The 17,883-nt window shown below is 69.0% G+C and carries 14 protein-coding genes; 12 read left to right on the top strand and 2 right to left on the bottom strand.

The window, feature by feature from the left end; all coding sequences use genetic code 11:
* Window position 1 precedes the first annotated feature (1 nt).
* Genes ACFC14_RS07445 through ACFC14_RS07455 form a run of 3 tightly spaced genes read left to right on the top strand, consistent with a single transcriptional unit; the run spans window position 2 to window position 3,557 of the window.
* Window positions 2-964 (top strand): carbohydrate ABC transporter permease, encoded by a 963-nt coding sequence (locus tag ACFC14_RS07445; protein WP_376102446.1) that lies wholly within the window; start codon window positions 2-4, stop codon window positions 962-964.
* Window positions 961-1,905, top strand: a complete 945-nt coding sequence (locus ACFC14_RS07450; RefSeq protein WP_376102449.1) for a carbohydrate ABC transporter permease — start codon at window positions 961-963, stop codon at window positions 1,903-1,905. The genes ACFC14_RS07445 and ACFC14_RS07450 overlap by 4 nt, the downstream gene beginning before the upstream one ends.
* Window positions 1,905-3,557 carry an amylo-alpha-1,6-glucosidase gene (locus tag ACFC14_RS07455; RefSeq protein ID WP_376102452.1) on the top strand — a complete coding sequence of 551 codons (1,653 nt, stop codon included), beginning with the start codon at window positions 1,905-1,907 and terminating at the stop codon, window positions 3,555-3,557. The genes ACFC14_RS07450 and ACFC14_RS07455 overlap by 1 nt, the downstream gene beginning before the upstream one ends.
* 134 nt (window positions 3,558-3,691) lie before the next feature.
* Here ACFC14_RS07455 and ACFC14_RS07460 read toward each other — a convergent pair whose 3' ends face one another.
* The gene (locus ACFC14_RS07460) at window positions 3,692-4,510 is read right to left on the bottom strand and encodes an SDR family oxidoreductase (RefSeq protein ID WP_376102455.1); all 819 of its coding nucleotides are present in this window, start codon (window positions 4,508-4,510) and stop codon (window positions 3,692-3,694) included.
* 112 nt (window positions 4,511-4,622) lie between these two features.
* Window positions 4,623-5,279: a GntR family transcriptional regulator gene (locus ACFC14_RS07465; protein ID WP_376102458.1), complete on the bottom strand. Its 657-nt coding sequence runs from the start codon at window positions 5,277-5,279 to the stop codon at window positions 4,623-4,625.
* A gap of 149 nt (window positions 5,280-5,428) precedes the next feature.
* Here ACFC14_RS07465 and ACFC14_RS07470 point away from each other — a divergent pair, with 149 nt between their 5' ends.
* The 9 genes from ACFC14_RS07470 to ACFC14_RS07510 all read left to right on the top strand — a co-directional run bounded on the left by ACFC14_RS07470 (window position 5,429) and on the right by ACFC14_RS07510 (window position 17,874).
* Window positions 5,429-7,510 (top strand): beta-galactosidase, encoded by a 2,082-nt coding sequence (locus ACFC14_RS07470; RefSeq protein ID WP_376102460.1) that lies wholly within the window; start codon window positions 5,429-5,431, stop codon window positions 7,508-7,510.
* A complete protein-coding gene (gene gcvPA / locus ACFC14_RS07475; RefSeq protein WP_376102463.1) occupies window positions 7,507-8,895 on the top strand; it encodes an aminomethyl-transferring glycine dehydrogenase subunit GcvPA in 1,389 nt (462 codons plus the stop codon). Before ACFC14_RS07470 ends, gcvPA begins: the two co-directional genes overlap by 4 nt.
* Window positions 8,892-10,496 carry an aminomethyl-transferring glycine dehydrogenase subunit GcvPB gene (gcvPB, locus tag ACFC14_RS07480; protein WP_376102466.1) on the top strand — a complete coding sequence of 535 codons (1,605 nt, stop codon included), beginning with the start codon at window positions 8,892-8,894 and terminating at the stop codon, window positions 10,494-10,496. The genes gcvPA and gcvPB overlap by 4 nt, the downstream gene beginning before the upstream one ends.
* Window positions 10,493-11,899, top strand: coding sequence for an ATP-NAD kinase family protein (locus ACFC14_RS07485; protein WP_376102469.1), 1,407 nt, complete (start codon window positions 10,493-10,495; stop codon window positions 11,897-11,899). The genes gcvPB and ACFC14_RS07485 overlap by 4 nt, the downstream gene beginning before the upstream one ends.
* A gap of 21 nt (window positions 11,900-11,920) precedes the next feature.
* The gene (locus ACFC14_RS07490) at window positions 11,921-12,679 is read left to right on the top strand and encodes an SDR family NAD(P)-dependent oxidoreductase (protein WP_136041378.1); all 759 of its coding nucleotides are present in this window, start codon (window positions 11,921-11,923) and stop codon (window positions 12,677-12,679) included.
* A gap of 60 nt (window positions 12,680-12,739) precedes the next feature.
* Window positions 12,740-13,087 (top strand): hypothetical protein, encoded by a 348-nt coding sequence (locus ACFC14_RS07495; protein WP_376102472.1) that lies wholly within the window; start codon window positions 12,740-12,742, stop codon window positions 13,085-13,087.
* A gap of 76 nt (window positions 13,088-13,163) precedes the next feature.
* Complete coding sequence (locus ACFC14_RS07500; RefSeq protein WP_376102474.1) at window positions 13,164-14,342, top strand: ROK family transcriptional regulator; 1,179 nt, start codon at window positions 13,164-13,166, stop codon at window positions 14,340-14,342.
* A gap of 79 nt (window positions 14,343-14,421) precedes the next feature.
* Window positions 14,422-15,909: a M81 family metallopeptidase gene (locus tag ACFC14_RS07505; protein WP_376102477.1), complete on the top strand. Its 1,488-nt coding sequence runs from the start codon at window positions 14,422-14,424 to the stop codon at window positions 15,907-15,909.
* A 156-nt stretch (window positions 15,910-16,065) separates the two neighbouring features.
* Window positions 16,066-17,874, top strand: a complete 1,809-nt coding sequence (locus tag ACFC14_RS07510) for a peptide ABC transporter substrate-binding protein (protein ID WP_376102480.1) — start codon at window positions 16,066-16,068, stop codon at window positions 17,872-17,874.
* The last annotated feature ends 9 nt before the right edge of the window (window positions 17,875-17,883 follow it).

The raw sequence follows: 17,883 nt of genomic DNA on the forward strand, positions 1-17,883 counted from the left end.
AGTGAGCACTCTCACCGAGAACGGGCGGATGCCGCAGGTCACCCCTGCGGCATCCGCCCCGCCCCTGCGCAAGGAGCCGCTCTGGCGCCGCCGCGACCGACTGTGGGGTTACGTCTTCGTCGGCCCGCAGATGATCGGCATGGGACTGTTCGTCGTGCTGCCCTTCGCCGCCAGCCTCGTTCTGGCCTTCGCGGACTGGGACGGACTGACCGACCTCACCTGGGTGGGTTTCGCCAACTTCGCCGACCAGCTGACCGATCCGCTGCTCGGCCGCGCGATCATCAACACCCTCATCATCGCGATCGTCACGGTGCCGATCGGTCTCGGCCTCTCGGTGATCGTCGCCGTCGCGCTCGAGAAGCTCAAGACCCGCACGCTCTACCTGATCCTCTTCTTCGCCCCGGTCGTGACCTCCACGGTCGCGGTCGCGATGATCTGGCAGCAGATGTTCCGCGCCGACGGCTTGCTCTCCACCACGATCTCGAAGGTCTTCGGGGTCACCCCTCCGGACTGGCTGCAGGACCCGAAGCTCGCGCTCCTCGCCGTCTGCATCGTCACGATCTGGTCCTCGATGGGCCTCAACGTCGTGATCTTCCTCGCCGGGCTGCAGAACATCTCGCCCTCGGTGATCGAGGCTGCGCGGATCGACGGCGCCGGCCCCTGGCGGCTGTTCACCAGCATCCGTCTGCCGCTGCTCTCGCCGATCGTGTTCTTCTCATCGGTCGTCGCGTTCATCTCCTCTCTGCAGACCTTCGACACGGTCTATGTGCTCGTGCAGGATGCCGGTCCTGATAACGCGACCCGCACGATCGTGTACCACATCTTCGATCTGGGCTTCGGGCGCTTCGAGTTCGGTCCGTCGAGCGCCGCGAGCATCATCCTGCTCGTGCTCACCCTCGTGATCACCGCCGTGCAGTTCGGCGCGCAGAAGAAGTTCGTCCACTACGAGGATGACCCCGCATGAGCATCCAGACGCCGCCCCTGACCGGTCCCGCTCCGGCGACCGACTCCACGATCGCGATCACCGCACCCGGCTACCGCTCGCGCGGCCGGGGTGGTCCCGCGGCCGATCGCGCGCGCCGCAGGGTCGGCTCGACCGTGCTGCACGTGGTGCTCGTCATCGCCGGGATCGGCATGGTCTTCCCGTTCCTCTGGATGCTGCTCACCTCGTTCAAGACGCTCACGCAGCTGCTGAAGAACCCGCTCCAGTTCCTCCCGGACCCCTGGACCTTCGACAACTACACCCAGGCGTGGAGCGCGGTGCCGTTCGGGCAGGCGTATCTGAACAGCGCCTACATCGCGATCCTCGTCGTGGTGGGCACGCTGCTCACGGCATCGATGGCCGGCTATGCGTTCGCGCGCATCCGCTTCCGCGGCAGCAAGGTGCTCTTCATCGTCTTCCTCGCGACGCAGATGATCCCCAAGCAGGTGACGCTGATCCCGTTCTATCTGCTGATGTCGAACCTCGGCTGGGTCGACTCGCACCTCGCGCTGATCGTGCCGGGCATCATGGCCAACCCGTTCGCGGTGTTCCTGATGCGGCAGTTCGTGCTGGCCCTGCCGCGTGAGCTCGAAGAGGCGGCGATCGTCGACGGTGCCGGCCGGTGGCGCATCTTCTGGAGCGTCGTGCTTCCGAACCTGAAGCCCGGTCTCGCCGCGCTCAGCATCATCGTGGCGCTCGACGTCTGGAACGCCTTCCTGTTCCCGCTCGTGCTGCTGAACTCGCCCGACCTGTTCACGGTGCCGCTGCTGCTGAACGCCTTCGAAGGTCAGCAGGGATCCATCAACTACGGACTCGTGATGGCGGCCTCGGCGATCGCGACCGTGCCGATGCTGATCGTGTTCGTCATCGGTCAGCGCAAGATCCTCAACAGCATGGCCGCGTCGGGCCTCGGAGGACGATGATGACGGATGCCGCTCGCCTCGCGGTCCTTGCCGGGCGTCACCTCGACCTGGTCACTGCCCCTTTCACGCTGCCGCGTTCGCGCGTGCTGGTGTTCCGCGCCGACGACGGGGAGGGCGTTCGCGTGCACACCTCGGAGTACGAGCGGCGGCTGTCGGAGTGCCGGGTGCTGGACGCGCTGACCGTGGTGGATGCGGCGGGAGAGGTGCTGCCGGTGACCGGCGTGCACCCGGCGCGAGTGACCTTCGGGGACGTGGCGACGTTGACGTTCGCCGACCCCTCGACGCTCAGCCTCGGCCCGTCGACGGGCTCAGGAGCGGGAGTGCGCGTGCGACTGCGGCGACCGGACGGGCGGGTCGAGGAGCATCCGCTCGGCGACGGCATCCGCCTCCGCATCGCTGCCGACCGCTCGGTCTCGATCGAATCGGGCGACCATTCGGCGGCGCTCGCCGCGTCCGACGAGATCTGGGCGGACTGGTTCGCGAAGTGCCCGACCGTGCGCGACGACCTGCAGGAGATGACCGCGTTCTGCTGGTGGGTGCTCGGGGCGAACATCGTCGAGCTGCCCTCGCTCGGAGACGCGCGGGCGATCGTGCCGTCCAAGATCGGGTACGTCGGCCTGTGGCAGTGGGATGCGTACTTCATCGCCGTAGGGCTGCGGCACGGCGACCCGGAGCTCGCGCGCGAACAGCTCGACATCGCGTTCCGGTTCCCGCAGCCCGACGGGCAGCTGCCCGACGTCGTGCACGAGCTCGGGGTGCTCGCGACCAGCGACGACCTGCCCGACAGCGACCGAGACAACCTGCGCCGTGCGGGGTCGCAGATCGCCGACCCCGGCGCGCCGGTGCCGCTGACGAAGCCGCCGCTCGCCGCGTGGGCTCTGCGCAAGGTGCTCGAGGTCGAGGATGCGCCGGAGTACGCGCGCACGCAGCTGGGCCGCATCGTCCGCTCGCAGGACTGGTGGTTCGCGGGCAGCGACCTCGACCACGACGGGATGCCGGAGTACGGGCATCCGTATTCCTCGGGGCTCGATGACAGCCCGATCTTCGACGGTCCGCTGCCGACGGCCGCGCCCGACCTGGGCGCGTATCTCGTGCGGCAGGACCTGGAGATCGCGGCGCTGCTCGAGAGGTATGAACCGGATGTCGACGTCGTGCGGTTCCGCGAACGGGCCGCGACCACGCAGGAGCTGCTGCTGCGCATGTGGGATGACGAGCGTGGGCGGTTCCTCGCGTTCGGCGGAGGGGAGCCGCAGCTCAGCGATACGGTGGTCGGGCTCATGCCGCTGCTCACGGGCACGCTGCCCGAGCCGATCGCCGAGACGCTGCTCGCGGCCGTCGGCGATCCCTCGCGGTTCGCCCTGCCGTGGGGGCTGCCGACGGTCGCGGCATCGGATCCCGACTTCTCGGACGAGCGGATGTGGCGCGGACCGGTGTGGGTGAACACGAGCATGCTGATCGCCGAGGGCCTCGAAGCGTCGGGGTATGCCGAGCGGGCGCGGGAGCTGCGGGAGCAGACCGTGCGCCTCGTGATCCACGGCGGCGGCCCGCACGAGTACTTCAACCCGCACACGGGGTTCAAGGCGGGGCGCGCGACGACCGCGTTCGGCTGGTCGGCGGCGCTGTTCATCGACCTCGCGGTGACGCTCAGCTGACCGCATCCGTTCCCGTTCGCGGCATCCGTTCCCATTCCCGGCATCGGTTCCCATTCGCGGCATCCTCCGGTCGCACTTTCTGTCGCTTCGCTGCCCTTAGGGCGACAGAAAGTGCGACCGGAAGGCGGGTGGGGTCAGGCGCGGAACAGGTCGGCGTTCTCGCGTGCCCACTGGGCGAAGGTGCGACCGGGGCGACCGGTGAGGCGCGGCACCGTGTCCTGCACCACCTGACCGATCTCCGGAGGGTTCTTCGCGAGTTCGACGCCGAATTCGACGTACCCGTCGTCGTACCCGAAGGCGCGCAGTCGCTCCCGCTCCTCGTCTTCGGTGAGCCGGATCCAGGTGACCTCTTCGCCGATGGCTTCGGCGATGCACGCCGTGCGCTCGGCCGGAGTCAGCGCCTCGGGCCCGGTCAGGTAATACGTCTGTCCCTCGGCGGGTGCACCGAGCAGCACTTCGACGGCGACGGCTGCGATATCCGCTTCGTGCACCATCGCGCTCGGCCAATCCGCCAGCGTGCGCACCCGGCGGTCGGAGACGACCTCCGGAGCCCACTCCCGCGCGTTCGACATGAACTCCACCGGGGCCAGCAACGCCCAAGCGAGATCGCTCTCTCGCAGCGCAGGCTCGAGGGTGCTCTCGTCCCATCCGCCCAGCACGCTCACCCGCTGCACGCCCGCCGTCTTCGCCGCCGCGACGAGCTCCACGCCGTTGGTCAGCGTCTCACCGAACTCGCCGTTGAACGTGATGAAGTGCACGGCGTCGCATCCGTCGACGGCCCGACGGAACGCGTCCACGTCGGTGAGGTCGCCGCGGACGACGTCGACGCCTTCGGGGAGGTTCGCGCGCTGCGGATCGCGGGTGAGAGCGCGCACGCTCTCGACGCGCTCGAGCAGCTGAGTGACGATGTGGCGTCCGACCGTGCCTGTTGCGCCTGTGACCAGGATTGTCATGAGGAGTCCCTTCTTCGTGTGAGACTCACTCTCTCGGTCGATGCGGACAGATTCGGTCCGCGATCGATTCTGAGCCGGAACCCGCAGGGAGCGGGAGCGCCAGCGGGAGCGCCTATGCGGTGAAGTAGCTGCTCGTGGCGTTGTCGAGGATGCGCTCCATGCCGTGCATCCAGTTGAGCTTGAGGGCCTCGACGGCACCGGGGATGTCGCCATCGGCGAGGTGTCGTGCGATCTCGGCGTGCTCGGCGGCGACGCGTTCGACCTTCACGTCTTCGGGGACGAGCAGCGACTCGTAGCGGTGGAACGAGCTGCGCACGCTGTCGATCACGGCGAGGAGTCGGGTGTTCGGGCAGGCCGACAGCATCACGCTGTGCCACTCGTCGTCCTTGGTGATGACGAGCTGGTGCTCGACGAGCTCGTCGGCGAAGGCGTCGGCCATCTCCTGGAGCTGTTCGCCGATGCGGCGCAGCTCCTCGAGCGGGCTCAGTTCGAGGGCCAGGCTCTCGAGGGCGGCCATGACGGGCGCGAGGTCGCGGAACTCGGAGGCGCTGAGCGGGACGAACCGGAAACCCTTGCCGTTCTCGCTCTCGATCTGCCCCTCGGACTCGAGCGCGATGAGAGCCTCGCGAAGGGGAGTGCGACTGACGCCGAGCTCGGTGGCGAGCTGCACCTCGTTGATGCCCTCGCCGGGCTGCACGAGTCCGGCTCGCATACGGGTCAGCAACTCCTGACGGACCTGCGAGCGCAGGTTCTTGCGTTCGATCGCCATGCGTCCCCTCTTCTGCCGCCTGCCCGTCAGCCTATGGGTTGACGGGCTTCTGACGACGTCTTAGTGTGTTGTATACAGAATACAGGTGATCGTGGATTCGCACCAGTGAAATACCCGATCAGCAGGTGACGACTCAGAGAGGAGACTTCGTGCCCGCACCCGGTGGCGACCAGCCCATCCGACGTGTCCGCCTCGATGCCCTCGCCTACGGCGGCGACTACAACCCCGACCAGTGGTCGGAGGAGACCTGGCACGAAGACATCCGTCTGATGCGCGAAGCCGGCGTGAACATGGTGAGCCTGCCGATCTTCAGCTGGCCGCAGCTGGAGCCGGAGCCCGGCGTCTACGACTGGGCCTGGCTCGATCGCATCATCGACCTGCTGTGGGAGGCGGGCATCGCGATCGACCTCGCCACGGCCACCGCGACCCCGCCGTCGTGGCTGCTGCGCGCCCACCCCGAGATGGCGCCCTGGGACTCCGACGGGCACCGGCTCGAGTTCGGTTCCCGCCAGACGTACTGCCCCTCGTCGCCGGTCTGGCGCGAGAACGTCGCCCGCATGACGCGGGCCATGGCCGAGCGCTACGGAGATCACCCCGGCCTCGCCATGTGGCACATCTCGAACGAGTACGGCGATCACACCTCGCGCTGCTGGTGCCCCGAGTCGGCCCGGCACTTCCGCCGCTGGCTGCAGGACCGCTACGGCGACCTCGACGGTCTGAACGAGGCGTGGGGCGTGAACGTGTGGGGTCAGCGCTACACCTCGTGGGATCACATCGAGACGCCGAAGAAGGCACCGGGCCCGATCAACCCCACCAAGCTGCTCGACTTCGAGCGCTTCTCGTCCGACGCGCTGCTGGAGCTGTTCCAGATCGAGATCGATGTGCTGCGCGAGGTCACACCCGACATCGCGGTGACGACGAACTTCATGAGCATGTTCCGCGACCTCGACTACTGGGACTTCGCCGCGGTCGAAGACGTGGTGACCGACGACGCCTACCCCGAACCCGCCGACCCGACTTCGCACGTCGGCGCCGCTCTCAACTATGGACTCATGCGCTCGCTCAAGGGCGGCCAGCCGTGGCTGCTGCTGGAGTCCTCGGCGAGCGCGACCAGCTGGCGCGACGTGAACGTGCCGAAGGCCCCGGGCAAGATCCGCATCGAGAGTCTCCAGGCCATAGCGCACGGCTCGGATGCGGTGATGTTCTTCCAGTGGCGCCAGGCCAAGTACGGCCAGGAGAAGTTCCACTCCTCGATGCTCGGCCACCGCGGCGAGCGCTCGCGCAGCTTCCGCGAGACCAAGGCGCTGGGTAACGAGTTGAAGAAGCTCGAGCCGGTGCGCGGCACCCGAGTGCGCTCACGCGTGGCGCTGGTCGTGGACTGGGACTCGTGGTGGGGTATCAGCGCCGTCGAGTCGCTGCCTTCGCAACGACTGCAGTGGGCGCAGCAGGCCCGCGCGTGGCACCGGGCGCTCTACACGCTCGGCCAGCCGGTGGATGCTGTTCGCGCCACGGGCCCGTTCGACGCATACGACGTGGTCGTGGTGCCGAACCTCTACATCGTGGAGCAGCCTCAGGCCGAAGCGTTGCAGGCGTTCGTCGAGCGCGGCGGACACCTCGTGGTCGGACCGTTCTCGGGAGTGGTGGATGCCACCGAGAAGGTGCACGACGGCGGAGCCCCCGGGCCGCTGCGCGACCTGCTCGGCATCGAGGTCGACGAGCAGTGGCCGATCGCCGACGGTCTGACCGAGAGCATCGACTACTCGGGCGAGACGCTGACCGTACCGACCTGGAGCGAGTGGATCGAAGCGGATGCCGACGTCGAGGTGCGCGGCACCTATGCGAGCGGCGAGCTCGACGGGCTGCCGGCCGTGACCCGTCGCGCCTCGGGTGAGGGATCGGCCTGGTACGTCAGCGCGATGTTCGAGCCCGCAGGCCTGCTCCCGGTCTTCCGCGACGTGCTGCGCTGCGCCGGAGTCCCTGCCCGCGAGCACACCGACATCGACGTCGAGGTCGTCACCCGCGCCGACGACACCACCGACTACACGTTCTACCTGAACCACGGACGTATCCCCGTCGTGTTCGAGATCCCGTCCCCGGCGGTCGACCTGCTCACCGGCATCCGCCATGCGGACCGCCTGGAGCTCGACCGCTACGGCGTCGCCGTGCTCGCCGCGCCCCGCGCCGAGTCCATCCCTTTCGCCACCCTCATCCCCGTGAAGGAGGACGCATGACCACCTCGTTCGTGCATCCGTACATCCCCAACACCGCTCCGGAGTCGCGCGCGGCGATGCTCGCCGCCGTCGGTGCCGCGTCGGTCGACGAGTTCTACGCCGACGTCCCGGCAGCCCTCCGGCTCGGCCGCCCGCTTGATCTGCCGGCACCCTTCGTGGCCGAGCAGGACCTCGCCCGCCACGTGCGGGGGCTGCTCGCCAAGAACCGCTCGACCCAGGAGCGGCTGAGCTTTCTCGGCGCGGGCACCTACAACCACTACGTGCCCGCCGTGGTCGACGAGGTCATCGGCCGCAGCGAATTCCTGACCGCGTACGCCGGCGAGCCGTACGAGGACCACGGCCGGTTCCAGGCCCTCTTCCAGTACCAGTCGCTGATGGCGGAACTGCTCGAGATGGATGTCGTGAACGTTCCGGTCTACGACGGGTACCAGGCGACGGCCACGGGCCTCACGATGTCGGGCCGCCTCACCGGTCGGGACCGGGTGCTGGTCGTCAGCGATGTGCTCCCGGCGAAGCTCGCCAAGGTGCACGACTACGTGCGGGCTCATCTGACGCTCGAACACGTGGCACCGGTGAACGGCACGGCAGACGTGGCCGCCGTTCGCGCGGCGCTGAGCGACGACGTCGCTGCAGTCTGGGTCGAGACGCCCAGCGCCACCGGCGCGGTCGAAGCGGCGCTGCAGGAGATCGCGGATGCCGCGCACGTGGCGGGTGCCGTGCTCGTGGTCGGCACCGACCCCATCGGCTACGGCACCCTCACCCCGCCCTCGGTCTCGGGAGCGGACATCGTCACGGGCGACATCCAGTCGCTCGGACTGCACCAGTGGTTCGGCGGCGCCCACGGCGGCTTCATCGCCGTGCACGACGACCCGACATTCGTGATGGAGATGCCGTCGCGACTGTTCGGCCTCGCCACCACCGACGTGCCCGGTGAGTACGGCTTCGGCGACGTGGCCTACGACCGCACCTCGTTCGCGCACCGCGAGGAGGGGAAGGAGTGGGTCGGCACGGCCGCCGCCCTCTGGGGCATCGCCGCCGGGGTCTACCTCGCGCTGATGGGACCGGCCGGCATGGCCGAGCTCGGCGAGGTGCTGCTCGCCCGCACCCGGTACGCACAGCACGCGCTCGCCGCGGTGCCCGGCGTCTCGCTCGACGACGACGCCGTGCATCTGCGCGAGTTCACGGTGACCTTCGCCGACGTCACGGCCGACGCGGTCGTCACCGCGCTCCGCGCCCGGGGCATCGAGCCCGGGGTGATCGTGGGGCAGAACCGCCTGCTCGTCTGCGTCACCGAACTCACCTCACAGGCCGACATCGACACCCTGGCGGGCGCGCTCGCCGAGGTCACGGCATCCGATCTCGCTGCGAAGGAGCAGAACCGATGAGCCTCCCCGTCGCCCCGAAGCCCGCCCTGCGCCGCTTCCAGCAGGCTCGCTGGGACGAGCCGATCATCTTCGAACTGACCACGCCCGGCGAACGCGGCGTGCTGGTCTCGCAGGTCGAGCCGGGCGTGCGCGAGGTGGTGGGCGATGTGGTCGCCGCGCTGCCCGCCTCCCTGCGTCGTGCCGCTAAGCCGAAGCTGCCCGAGATGGGGCAGATGCGCGTGCTCAAGCACTACCTGCGCCTCTCGCAGGAGAACCTCGGCGCCGACTTCAACGTCGACATCGGGCAGGGCACCTGCACCATGAAGTACGCGCCGAAGATCAACGACCAGCTCGCGAACACCCCGCAGCTCACCGCCATGCACCCGCATCAGGACCCGGCCGACGCGCAGGGCGTGCTCGAGATCGTCTGGCAGCTGGAGCGGATGCTCGCCGAGATCTCCGGCATGGATGAGGTCTCGCTGCACACCCAGGGCGGATCGGCCGCGATCTGGGCGAACATCGCCATGATCCGTGCCTTCCACGAGGCCAACGGCGAGGGCGAGCAGCGCCGCGAGGTCATCACCACCATCTTCAGCCACCCCTCGAACGCGGCGGCCGCGAAGGCCGCGGGGTACGAGGTCATCACGGTCTACCCCGACGCCGAGGGATATCCGTCCCTCGACGCGCTGAAGGCAGCACTGTCGCCCCGGACCGCGGCCATCATGGTCACCAACCCCGAGGACACCGGCATCTACAACCCGGCGATCCGGGAGTGGGTGGATGCCGCGCACTCCGTCGGAGCCCTCGCCTCGTACGACCAGGCCAATGCGAACGGCATCCTCGGTGTCACCCGTGCCCGCGACGCCGGCTTCGACGTGTGCCACTTCAACCTGCACAAGACCTTCGGCACCCCGCACGGCAGCGGCGGTCCGGGCTCGGGCGCGAATGCCGTGAGCGCGGCGCTGGCCCCGTTCCTGCCGGGTCCGCGCGTGGTGCGGGCGGACGACGGGACCTTCGGCGTGGCCGAGGGCGGGGAGCTCTCGATCGGCGCGGTCGGCCCGTTCTTCGGAGTCATCCCCGCGCTGGTCAAGGCCTACTCGTGGATCATGGCGCTCGGGGCCGAGGGGCTGCTCGCCGCCGCCGAGACCGCGGTGCTGAACAACAACTACCTGATGGCGCGCGTGCTCGCGATCCCCGGGGCATCGGCGCCGTACGCCACCGGGCGCCGGCGCATCGAGCAGGTGCGCTACTCGTGGGAGGACCTGCACCAGGAGACCGGCATCTCCTCGGAGGAGATCGGCGTGCGCATGTCCGACTTCGGGATGCACTACTGGACCAGCCACCACCCCTACGTGGTGCCGCAGCCGTTCACCCTCGAACCCACCGAGTCGTACTCGATGGCCGAGCTCGACGAGTACGCGGCGACCCTGGCCGAAGTCGCGCGCGAGGCGCGGGAGACGCCCGAGGTGGTGCGCACCGCCCCGCACAACCAGACCGTGCACCACACGCACCATGACGATCTGGACGACCCCGACCGGTGGGCGATCACGTGGCGCGCGTATCAGCGGAAGTACTTCCCCGCGGAGTCCGTCGACGGCATCGCGGAGTCCGTCGCGTCGTGATCGGACTCGTCGTCAATCCTGTCGCCGGTGTCGGCGGGCCCGCGGGCCTCGCCGGCTCCGACGGTGCGGACGTGCAGCGCCTCGCGCTCGCGCGCGGCGCCCGTTCGCGCGTGCAGGAGCGGGCGGTCATCGCCCTGACGACGCTCGCGGAGCGGCATCCGGGGCTCGTGGTCGCGACCGTCGCCGGGCGCATGGGCGCCGATGCCCTCCGTGCCGCCGGCCTCGTGCCCCGCGTGCTGTGCTCTCCTCCCGCCGCTCTTCCCGCTGTCCTTCCCGCCGCTCCTCCCGCTGTCCTTCCCGCCGTCCAGGCTTCGCCGAGTGCACGGCTTGGTGCCGAGCGCACGGCGTATTCGCGTGAAGAACACGTGCGTTCGGCAGGATCCCGTGCACTCGGCGGAGAGCCGGAAGCGCAGCCGGAGCCGGAGCCGGACACGGACGCGGACGCGAGGACGGATGCGGGGGATACCTCGCGGGCGGTGGCGGCACTTGCCGCGGCGGGGGTCGACCTGATCCTCGTGGTCGGCGGCGACGGGACGCTGCGAGACGCGGTCGCGGGGCTCGGTGCGGCCGACCCCGCGCGCATGACTCCGCAAGAATCTGGCGATCCGGGGGATTCGAGCCGAGCGCCCGAGCCCGGCGCCCAGCTGCCCGCAGTGCTCGGGGTGCCGGCGGGCGTGAAGATGTACTCGCCCGTGTTCGCGGTCAGCCCTCGCGCGGCGGGGGCGATCGCCGCCGACTGGGTCGACCGCGGTGGTCTCCCCACCGACGACCGCGATGTGCTCGACATCGACGAGGTCGCGATGCGCCGCGCTCGCGTGGAGCCCACCCTCTACGGCATGCTCCGGGTGCCGTATCGTGCCGGTCGCACCCAGGCGCGCAAGGCCCCGACCCCGGCGACCGAAGCGGCAGCGGTCGACGCTGCTGCCCGCGGTGCCGTCGCCCGCATGCGTCCTGGTGTGCGCTATCTCCTGGGCCCCGGCGGCACGACGGCCGAGATCGCCCGACGGCTCGGCGTCGAAGGGTCCCCGCTCGGAGTGGATGTCGTGCTCGACGGCGCTGTGATCGTCCGCGGTGCGAGTGAGCACGAGCTCCTCGCCGAGGTCGCACGCGGTCCGGCGCAGGCCGTGATCACCGTGATCGGCGGCCAGGGATTCCTCCTCGGCCGCGGCAACCAGCAGCTCTCCGCGGCCGTCGTGCGTGCCCTCGGCGATGACTCGCTCCTCGTGGTCGCCCCCGAGCAGAAGCTCATCGACCTGCACGGACGACCGCTCCTCGTCGACACCGGCGACCCCGAATTGGATGCGAGACTCGCCGGACACGTGCGCATCGTCACCGGCGTCGGCACCAGCAGCCTCTACCCCGTGACCGCCCCCGAGCTCATTCCCGACCCCTCCCTCGTCTGAACGAACCCGAAAGGACACCCCATGCGTCTCGAGAACAAGAAGGCCATCGTCACCGGCGGCGCCGGCGGCATCGGTCGTGCCACGTCGATCGCGCTCGCCGCCGAGGGCGCGGCCGTGGCCGTCGTCGACCTGAACGTCGAGGCCGCCGAAGCCGTCGCGGAGGAGATCCGTGCGGCGGGCGGCACCGCGATCGCCATCGCGGCCGATGTCGCGAGCGAGTCCGACATCGAGCGGGTCGTCGCGACCTCGGTCGCCGAGCTGGGTGGCGTGAACGTCGTCTTCAACAATGCCGGCATCATCCGCCGCACCACTGCGGTCGAGACGACCGTCGAGGAGTGGGACCGCGTGTTCGGCGTGAACGTGCGTTCGATCTTCCTCATGTGCAAGCACATCGTGCCGATCATGGAGGCGGCGGGCGGCGGCTCGATCATCAACACGGGCTCCGGCTGGGGCCTCAAGGGCGGCGGCCAGGCCATCTCGTACTGCGCGTCGAAGGGCGCGGTCGTGAACATGACCCGCGCGCTCGCGATCGACCACGGCCCGGCCGGCATCCGCGTGAACTCCGTGAACCCCGGTGATGTGAACACCGGCATGCTCCGCGACGAGGCCCGCCAGCTGGCGCAGGACACGAACGCGTTCCTCGCCGAGGCCGCCGACCGCCCACTCCGTCGCATGGGTGAGCCGAGCGAGGTCGCGCAGGCGGTGGTGTGGCTGGCGAGCGACGATTCCTCGTACGTGACCGGCTCCGCGATGGTCGTCGACGGCGGCGGCATCGCCTAGCGTGAGCCGCGCCGTCGCGGCGCCCCGCGCGTCACATGCCGACTCCCGTACCCTGACCAGGTGAGCACCCCTGACCTCGCCGGGTTCCTGGACCGACTGGCTCCGCGAGACGAAGCCGCGGCCTGGTTGGCGCGCCGCCTGCTCGAGAGCGGGTGGTCGGTGTGTGAGCTCACCGGTCCGGTGCAGATGGACGTGTGGCAACTGCTGCTCGAGCGCGGGAAGCACCGCGTCCGGTTCGGGATCGAGCGCGGCCGATCGGACGGAGTGCTCGTGAGAGACGACGCGGGCGCCTACCGTCCGATCCTCGACGCGGTGTCCGTGAACGGGGAGGTGCCCGGCTCTCTTGCGGAGGACCGGACCGTTGTCCTCCGATGGCTGGATGAGGGGTCGGACGGTGACGACGAGTGACGCGCAGGGGGTGACACTCCTCCAGTCCTAGGGCTATCTTTGTTTGACTACCGAAACAAGATGATTCGAGGACACCGTGGCACCGGCTACCCAGACCGTACATTCCGAGGGTGAGATCTTCCGGCTGGTGCGCACCGGGGCGGCGCAGTCCCGCGCCGATCTCGCTCGCCTGACCGGGCTCTCCCCCTCGACCGTCGCACTCCGCGTCGAAGAGCTGATCGCCCATGACTACATCGAGGAGAACGGCGAGGGCGAGTCTCGCGGCGGCCGCCGCCCCCGTGTGCTCACGGTCAAGGCCGGTGGCAGTGTGGTCGCGGGCGTGGAACTCGGCGAGAAGCACGCCACGGTCGCGCTCTTCGATCGTCGCGCCGAGGTCGTGGCCTCGACCGTCGCGCAGGTGTCGCTCCTCGACGGCGTCGAGAGCGTCGTGAGCCAGGTGTGGGAGTGCGCACAGAAGCTGGCGAAGGACAACGGCGGCCTCACGGTCGAGGGCATCGCGATGAGTCTGCCCGGCCCGGTCGACTCGCGCACCTCGCGCCTGCTGGCGCCCATGCGCATGCCCGGCTGGAACGGCGTCGACGTGGGCGAGGTGCTCGGCTCGGTCACCGGACTCCCGTTCCTCATCGACAACGACGCGAACGCCATGGCCGTCGGCGAGTTCATCGAGCGCGGCGGCGAGCAGGAGCAGCTGGTCTTCGTGAAGGCGGGCAGCGGCATCGGCTGCGGCATCATCCTGGACGGCGCCGTCTATCGCGGGTTCCGCGGGGTCGCCGGCGACATCAGCCACGTCGCCCTGCACAACGCCCCGCCGATCATCTGCTCGTGCGGCCGGGTCGGCTGCCTCGACGTGGTCGCCAGCGGCGCCGCGATCGTCGATGCGCTGCGCGACTCCGGTGTGGCGGTCGAGACCCTCGACGACGTGCTGGCGCTCGCCCAGGATGCGCACCCCAAGGCCACGTCGGCACTGCGCGAGGCCGGAGCCCGCACGGGAGAGGTGCTCGCCACGATCATCAACTTCTTCAACCCGCAGGCGCTCGCGCTCGGCGGGCGCCTGGCCACGGCCGACGCGTTCGTCGCGGGCGTGCGGCAGGCGCTGTTCACCCTCTGCCTGCCGATGTCGACGGATGCCCTCGAGATCGGCGTAAGCCGTGCGGGTGCGCTCGCCGGCGCTCGCGGCGTCGCGTGGGAACTCCTGGAGCGGATGCTCGACCCGGCCCGGATCGACGAGGAACTGCGCACCACGGCCGCGCAATAGCTTCGATTATCGGCCCAAGTTCGCAACAAGGCGGAACAAGATGGCAGTTTTGCTTCGAGGTCCGATCTAGACTCGGAGTATGACCGAGACGTCTCCGCTCCCGCGCATCGCCATCGCCGGCATGGCCATCGAGTCCAGCACCTTCTCGCCGCATCGCGCCGGCGAACGCGACTTCCTGCGCGTGGAGGGCGAAGAGCTCATCACGCGCTACGACTCCCTGCGCGACGGAGAGCTGCGCGGCCGCGCCGAGTGGCTGCCGGTCTACTACGCACGCTCGATCCCCGGCGGCGCGGTGCTGCGCGAGGTGTACGAGAGCATCAAGGCACGCATCTGCGACGGCTTGCGCGCACTCGTGGCCGACGGCGAGAAGCTCGACGGCCTGTTCTTCGACATCCACGGGGCGATGAGCGTCGTGGGCATGGACGACGCCGAGGGCGACCTGATCACCGCCATCCGCGAGGTGATCGGAGCCGATGTCGTGGTGTCGGCGTCGATGGACCTGCACGGCAACGTCTCGCGCACCCTGATCGAGAACGTCGACATCATCACGTGCTACCGCCTGGCTCCGCACGAAGACACCTGGGAGACCCGCGACCGCGCGATCCGCAACCTCGTCGAGGCGCTCGAGAGCGGCGTCACCCCGCGCCGCGCCTGGGTGCGCGTGCCCATCCTGCTCCCGGGGGAGAAGACCAGCACCCGCGTCGAGCCGGCCAAGAGCCTGTACGCGCGCATCCCCGAGATCGAGGCGCGGCCTGGCATCACCGATGCGGCGATCTGGATCGGCTACGCCTGGGCCGATGAGCCGCGCTGCCACGCGACCGTGGTCGTGACCGGCACCGACGATGCCGCGACCGCTCGCGCCGCGGAGGAACTCGGACGCGCGTTCTGGGATGTGCGGGACGACTTCGAGTTCGTGGGTCCTCCCGGCACGCTCGACGAGGGGGTCGCGGCCGGCCTCGCCGCCACCGACACCCCGTACTTCATCAGCGACTCGGGCGACAACCCCGGTGCCGGCGGCACGGGCGACGTGACCTGGACGCTCGCGCAGCTGCTGCAGAAGCCCGAGCTCACATCCGACGACGCCCCGGTCACGCTGTGCGCCTCGGTGTTCGACAAGGGTGCCCTCGACATCCTCCGCGGTCACGCCGTGGGGGAGCGAGTCTCGGTCGAGGTCGGCGCACGCGTCGACAGCGGCCCGCACGGACCGGTCCTCGTCGAGGGCGTGCTGCACAGCCTGCACGAGGGCGATGTGGATGCCGGCGGCATCGCGGTGATCCGCGTCGGCGGCCTGCACGTGATCGTCACGGAGTTCCGCAAGGCATACCACGACGTCTCGGACTTCACCTCGATCGGACTCGACCCCGTCGCGGCGCAGATCGTCGTCACGAAGATCGGCTACCTCGAGCCGGAGCTCTACGCGATCATGCGCGGCTGGACGCTGGCCCTCACCCCTGGTGGGGTGGATCAGGACCTCGAGCGCCTCGGTCACCACCGCATCCAGCGTCCGATGCATCCGTTCGACGCGTTCGATCAGGCACCGGATCTCGCCGCCGAGATCGTCGGCTGACGCGACTCTGCGGCTTTTCGCCGCAATCGAAGAAAGTTAGTTACTTAAACGTAACAAGACCGACTTTTGCCCTGAACTTAGTTCGGGCATGATTCAAAGTACGTCATAAATCGGACGAACGCCTTGGGTGACGAGGCGTTGAACAAGGAGGTTTACATGCGATCTCAGTCGCTGCGCCGCCGGCTGCTCGCCCCCCTGGGTGCGCTCGCCGTCGCGACGCTCGCCCTCACCGCCTGTCAGGCCGGCGCCAACGGCGACACCGGCTCGGGCGAGAAGGACACCGTCAGCTTCGCGCTGCAGGTCGGCACCGGACCCAACTGGATCCTGCCGATCTCGTCGCCCGACAAGATGGCCACGCACAACAGCGCCATCAAGGCGACGATGTGGCCGCGCCTGTTCGAGTACAACGGCGTCGACGGCGAGATGGGCTGGGACGAGCTGGCTTCCGCCGCCAAGTCCTACGAGTTCTCCGAGGACCGCAAGACCATCACCATCACGCTGAACGACCTCGACTGGTCGGACGGCGAGCCCGTCACCTCGCGCGACGTGGAGTTCTGGTACAACCTGGTGCGCTTCAACGGCGAGAAGACCGGTGGCTACTCCGCCGGCCTGATGCCGGACAACATCACCGAGTTCACGACCATCGACGACAAGACGTTCTCGTTGACGATGGACAAGGTCTACAACGAGGAGTTCCTCCTCGGCAACCAGCTCAGCCTCATCTACCCGATGCCGCAGCACGTCTGGGACAAGACCAGCGCTGACGGCGAGATCGGCGACCACGACCGCGACCAGGCCGGTGCCACCGCGGTGCTCGACTACCTCTTCTCCGAGGCCGAGGACATGAAGACCTACGCCACCAACGACCTGTGGAAGACCGTCGCCGGTCCCTACACGGTCAAGAGCTGGTCGGACTCGGGCCTGGTGGAACTCACCGCCAACAAGGAGTACACCGGCGAGGACAAGCCGAGCATCGAGAACGTCGAGTTCCTGCCGTTCACCTCGGCCGACGCCGAGATGAACGTGGTGCGCTCGGGTGACGTCGACTACGGCTACGTCACCAGCTCGCAGCTCACGAACGAGAAGCAGTTCACCGACCTCGGCTACAGCATCGAGCCGTGGGCCGGCTGGTCGATCACGTACATGCCGTACAACTTCGCCAACCCGGAGAAGGGCTCCTTCTACAAGCAGCTCTACGTGCGCCAGGCACTGCAGCACGCCATCGACCAGGAGACCATCTCCGAGGTCGTTTGGCACGGTGCGGCGACGCCCGACTACGGTCCCATCCCGCAGACCGCGGACTCCAACGGACTGTCCGACGTGCAGAAGGACAACCCGTACCCGTTCGACCTGAAGAAGGCCGAGAAGCTGTTCACCGACAACGGCTGGGTCAAGGGATCCGACGGCACGCTCGAGTGCGCCGAAGCCGGTGCGGCCGAGGGCCAGTGCGGCGAGGGTATCGCTGCCGGTGACAAGGCGGAGATCGTCGTCACCACGCAGAACGGCTCGCAGGAGACCGACAACATGATGGCGGAGATCCAGTCGTCGCTCGGCAAGATCGGCGTCAAGATGACGATCGACTCCAAGCCGCTCGACACCGTCCTCACGCAGGCGCAGGAGTGCAAGACCGGCAGCTCGTGCACGTGGGAGCTCGTCTTCTTCGGCACCGCGGGCAGCTGGTACTTCCCGCCGTACGCCACCGGTGAGCGCGTCTTCGCGAAGGACACCAAGTGGAACGCCGGTCAGTACGACAACCCCGAGGCCGAGGAGCTCGTCCAGGCGATGGCGTTCTCGACCGACCCCGAGATCGCGAAGAAGTACTCCGAGTACCTCGCCACCGACCTCCCGGTCATGTGGATGCCGAACCCGGTGTACCAGGTCTCCGTCGTCCGTGACGGACTCGACATCGCCCACCAGGACCCGGGTGCGTCGTTCCTTCCGCAGCGTTGGTCCTGGACCAAGTAACGAGCAGGT

Source organism: Microbacterium sp. NPDC055988 (assembly GCF_042269505.1).
GTDB lineage: Bacteria > Actinomycetota > Actinomycetes > Actinomycetales > Microbacteriaceae > Microbacterium.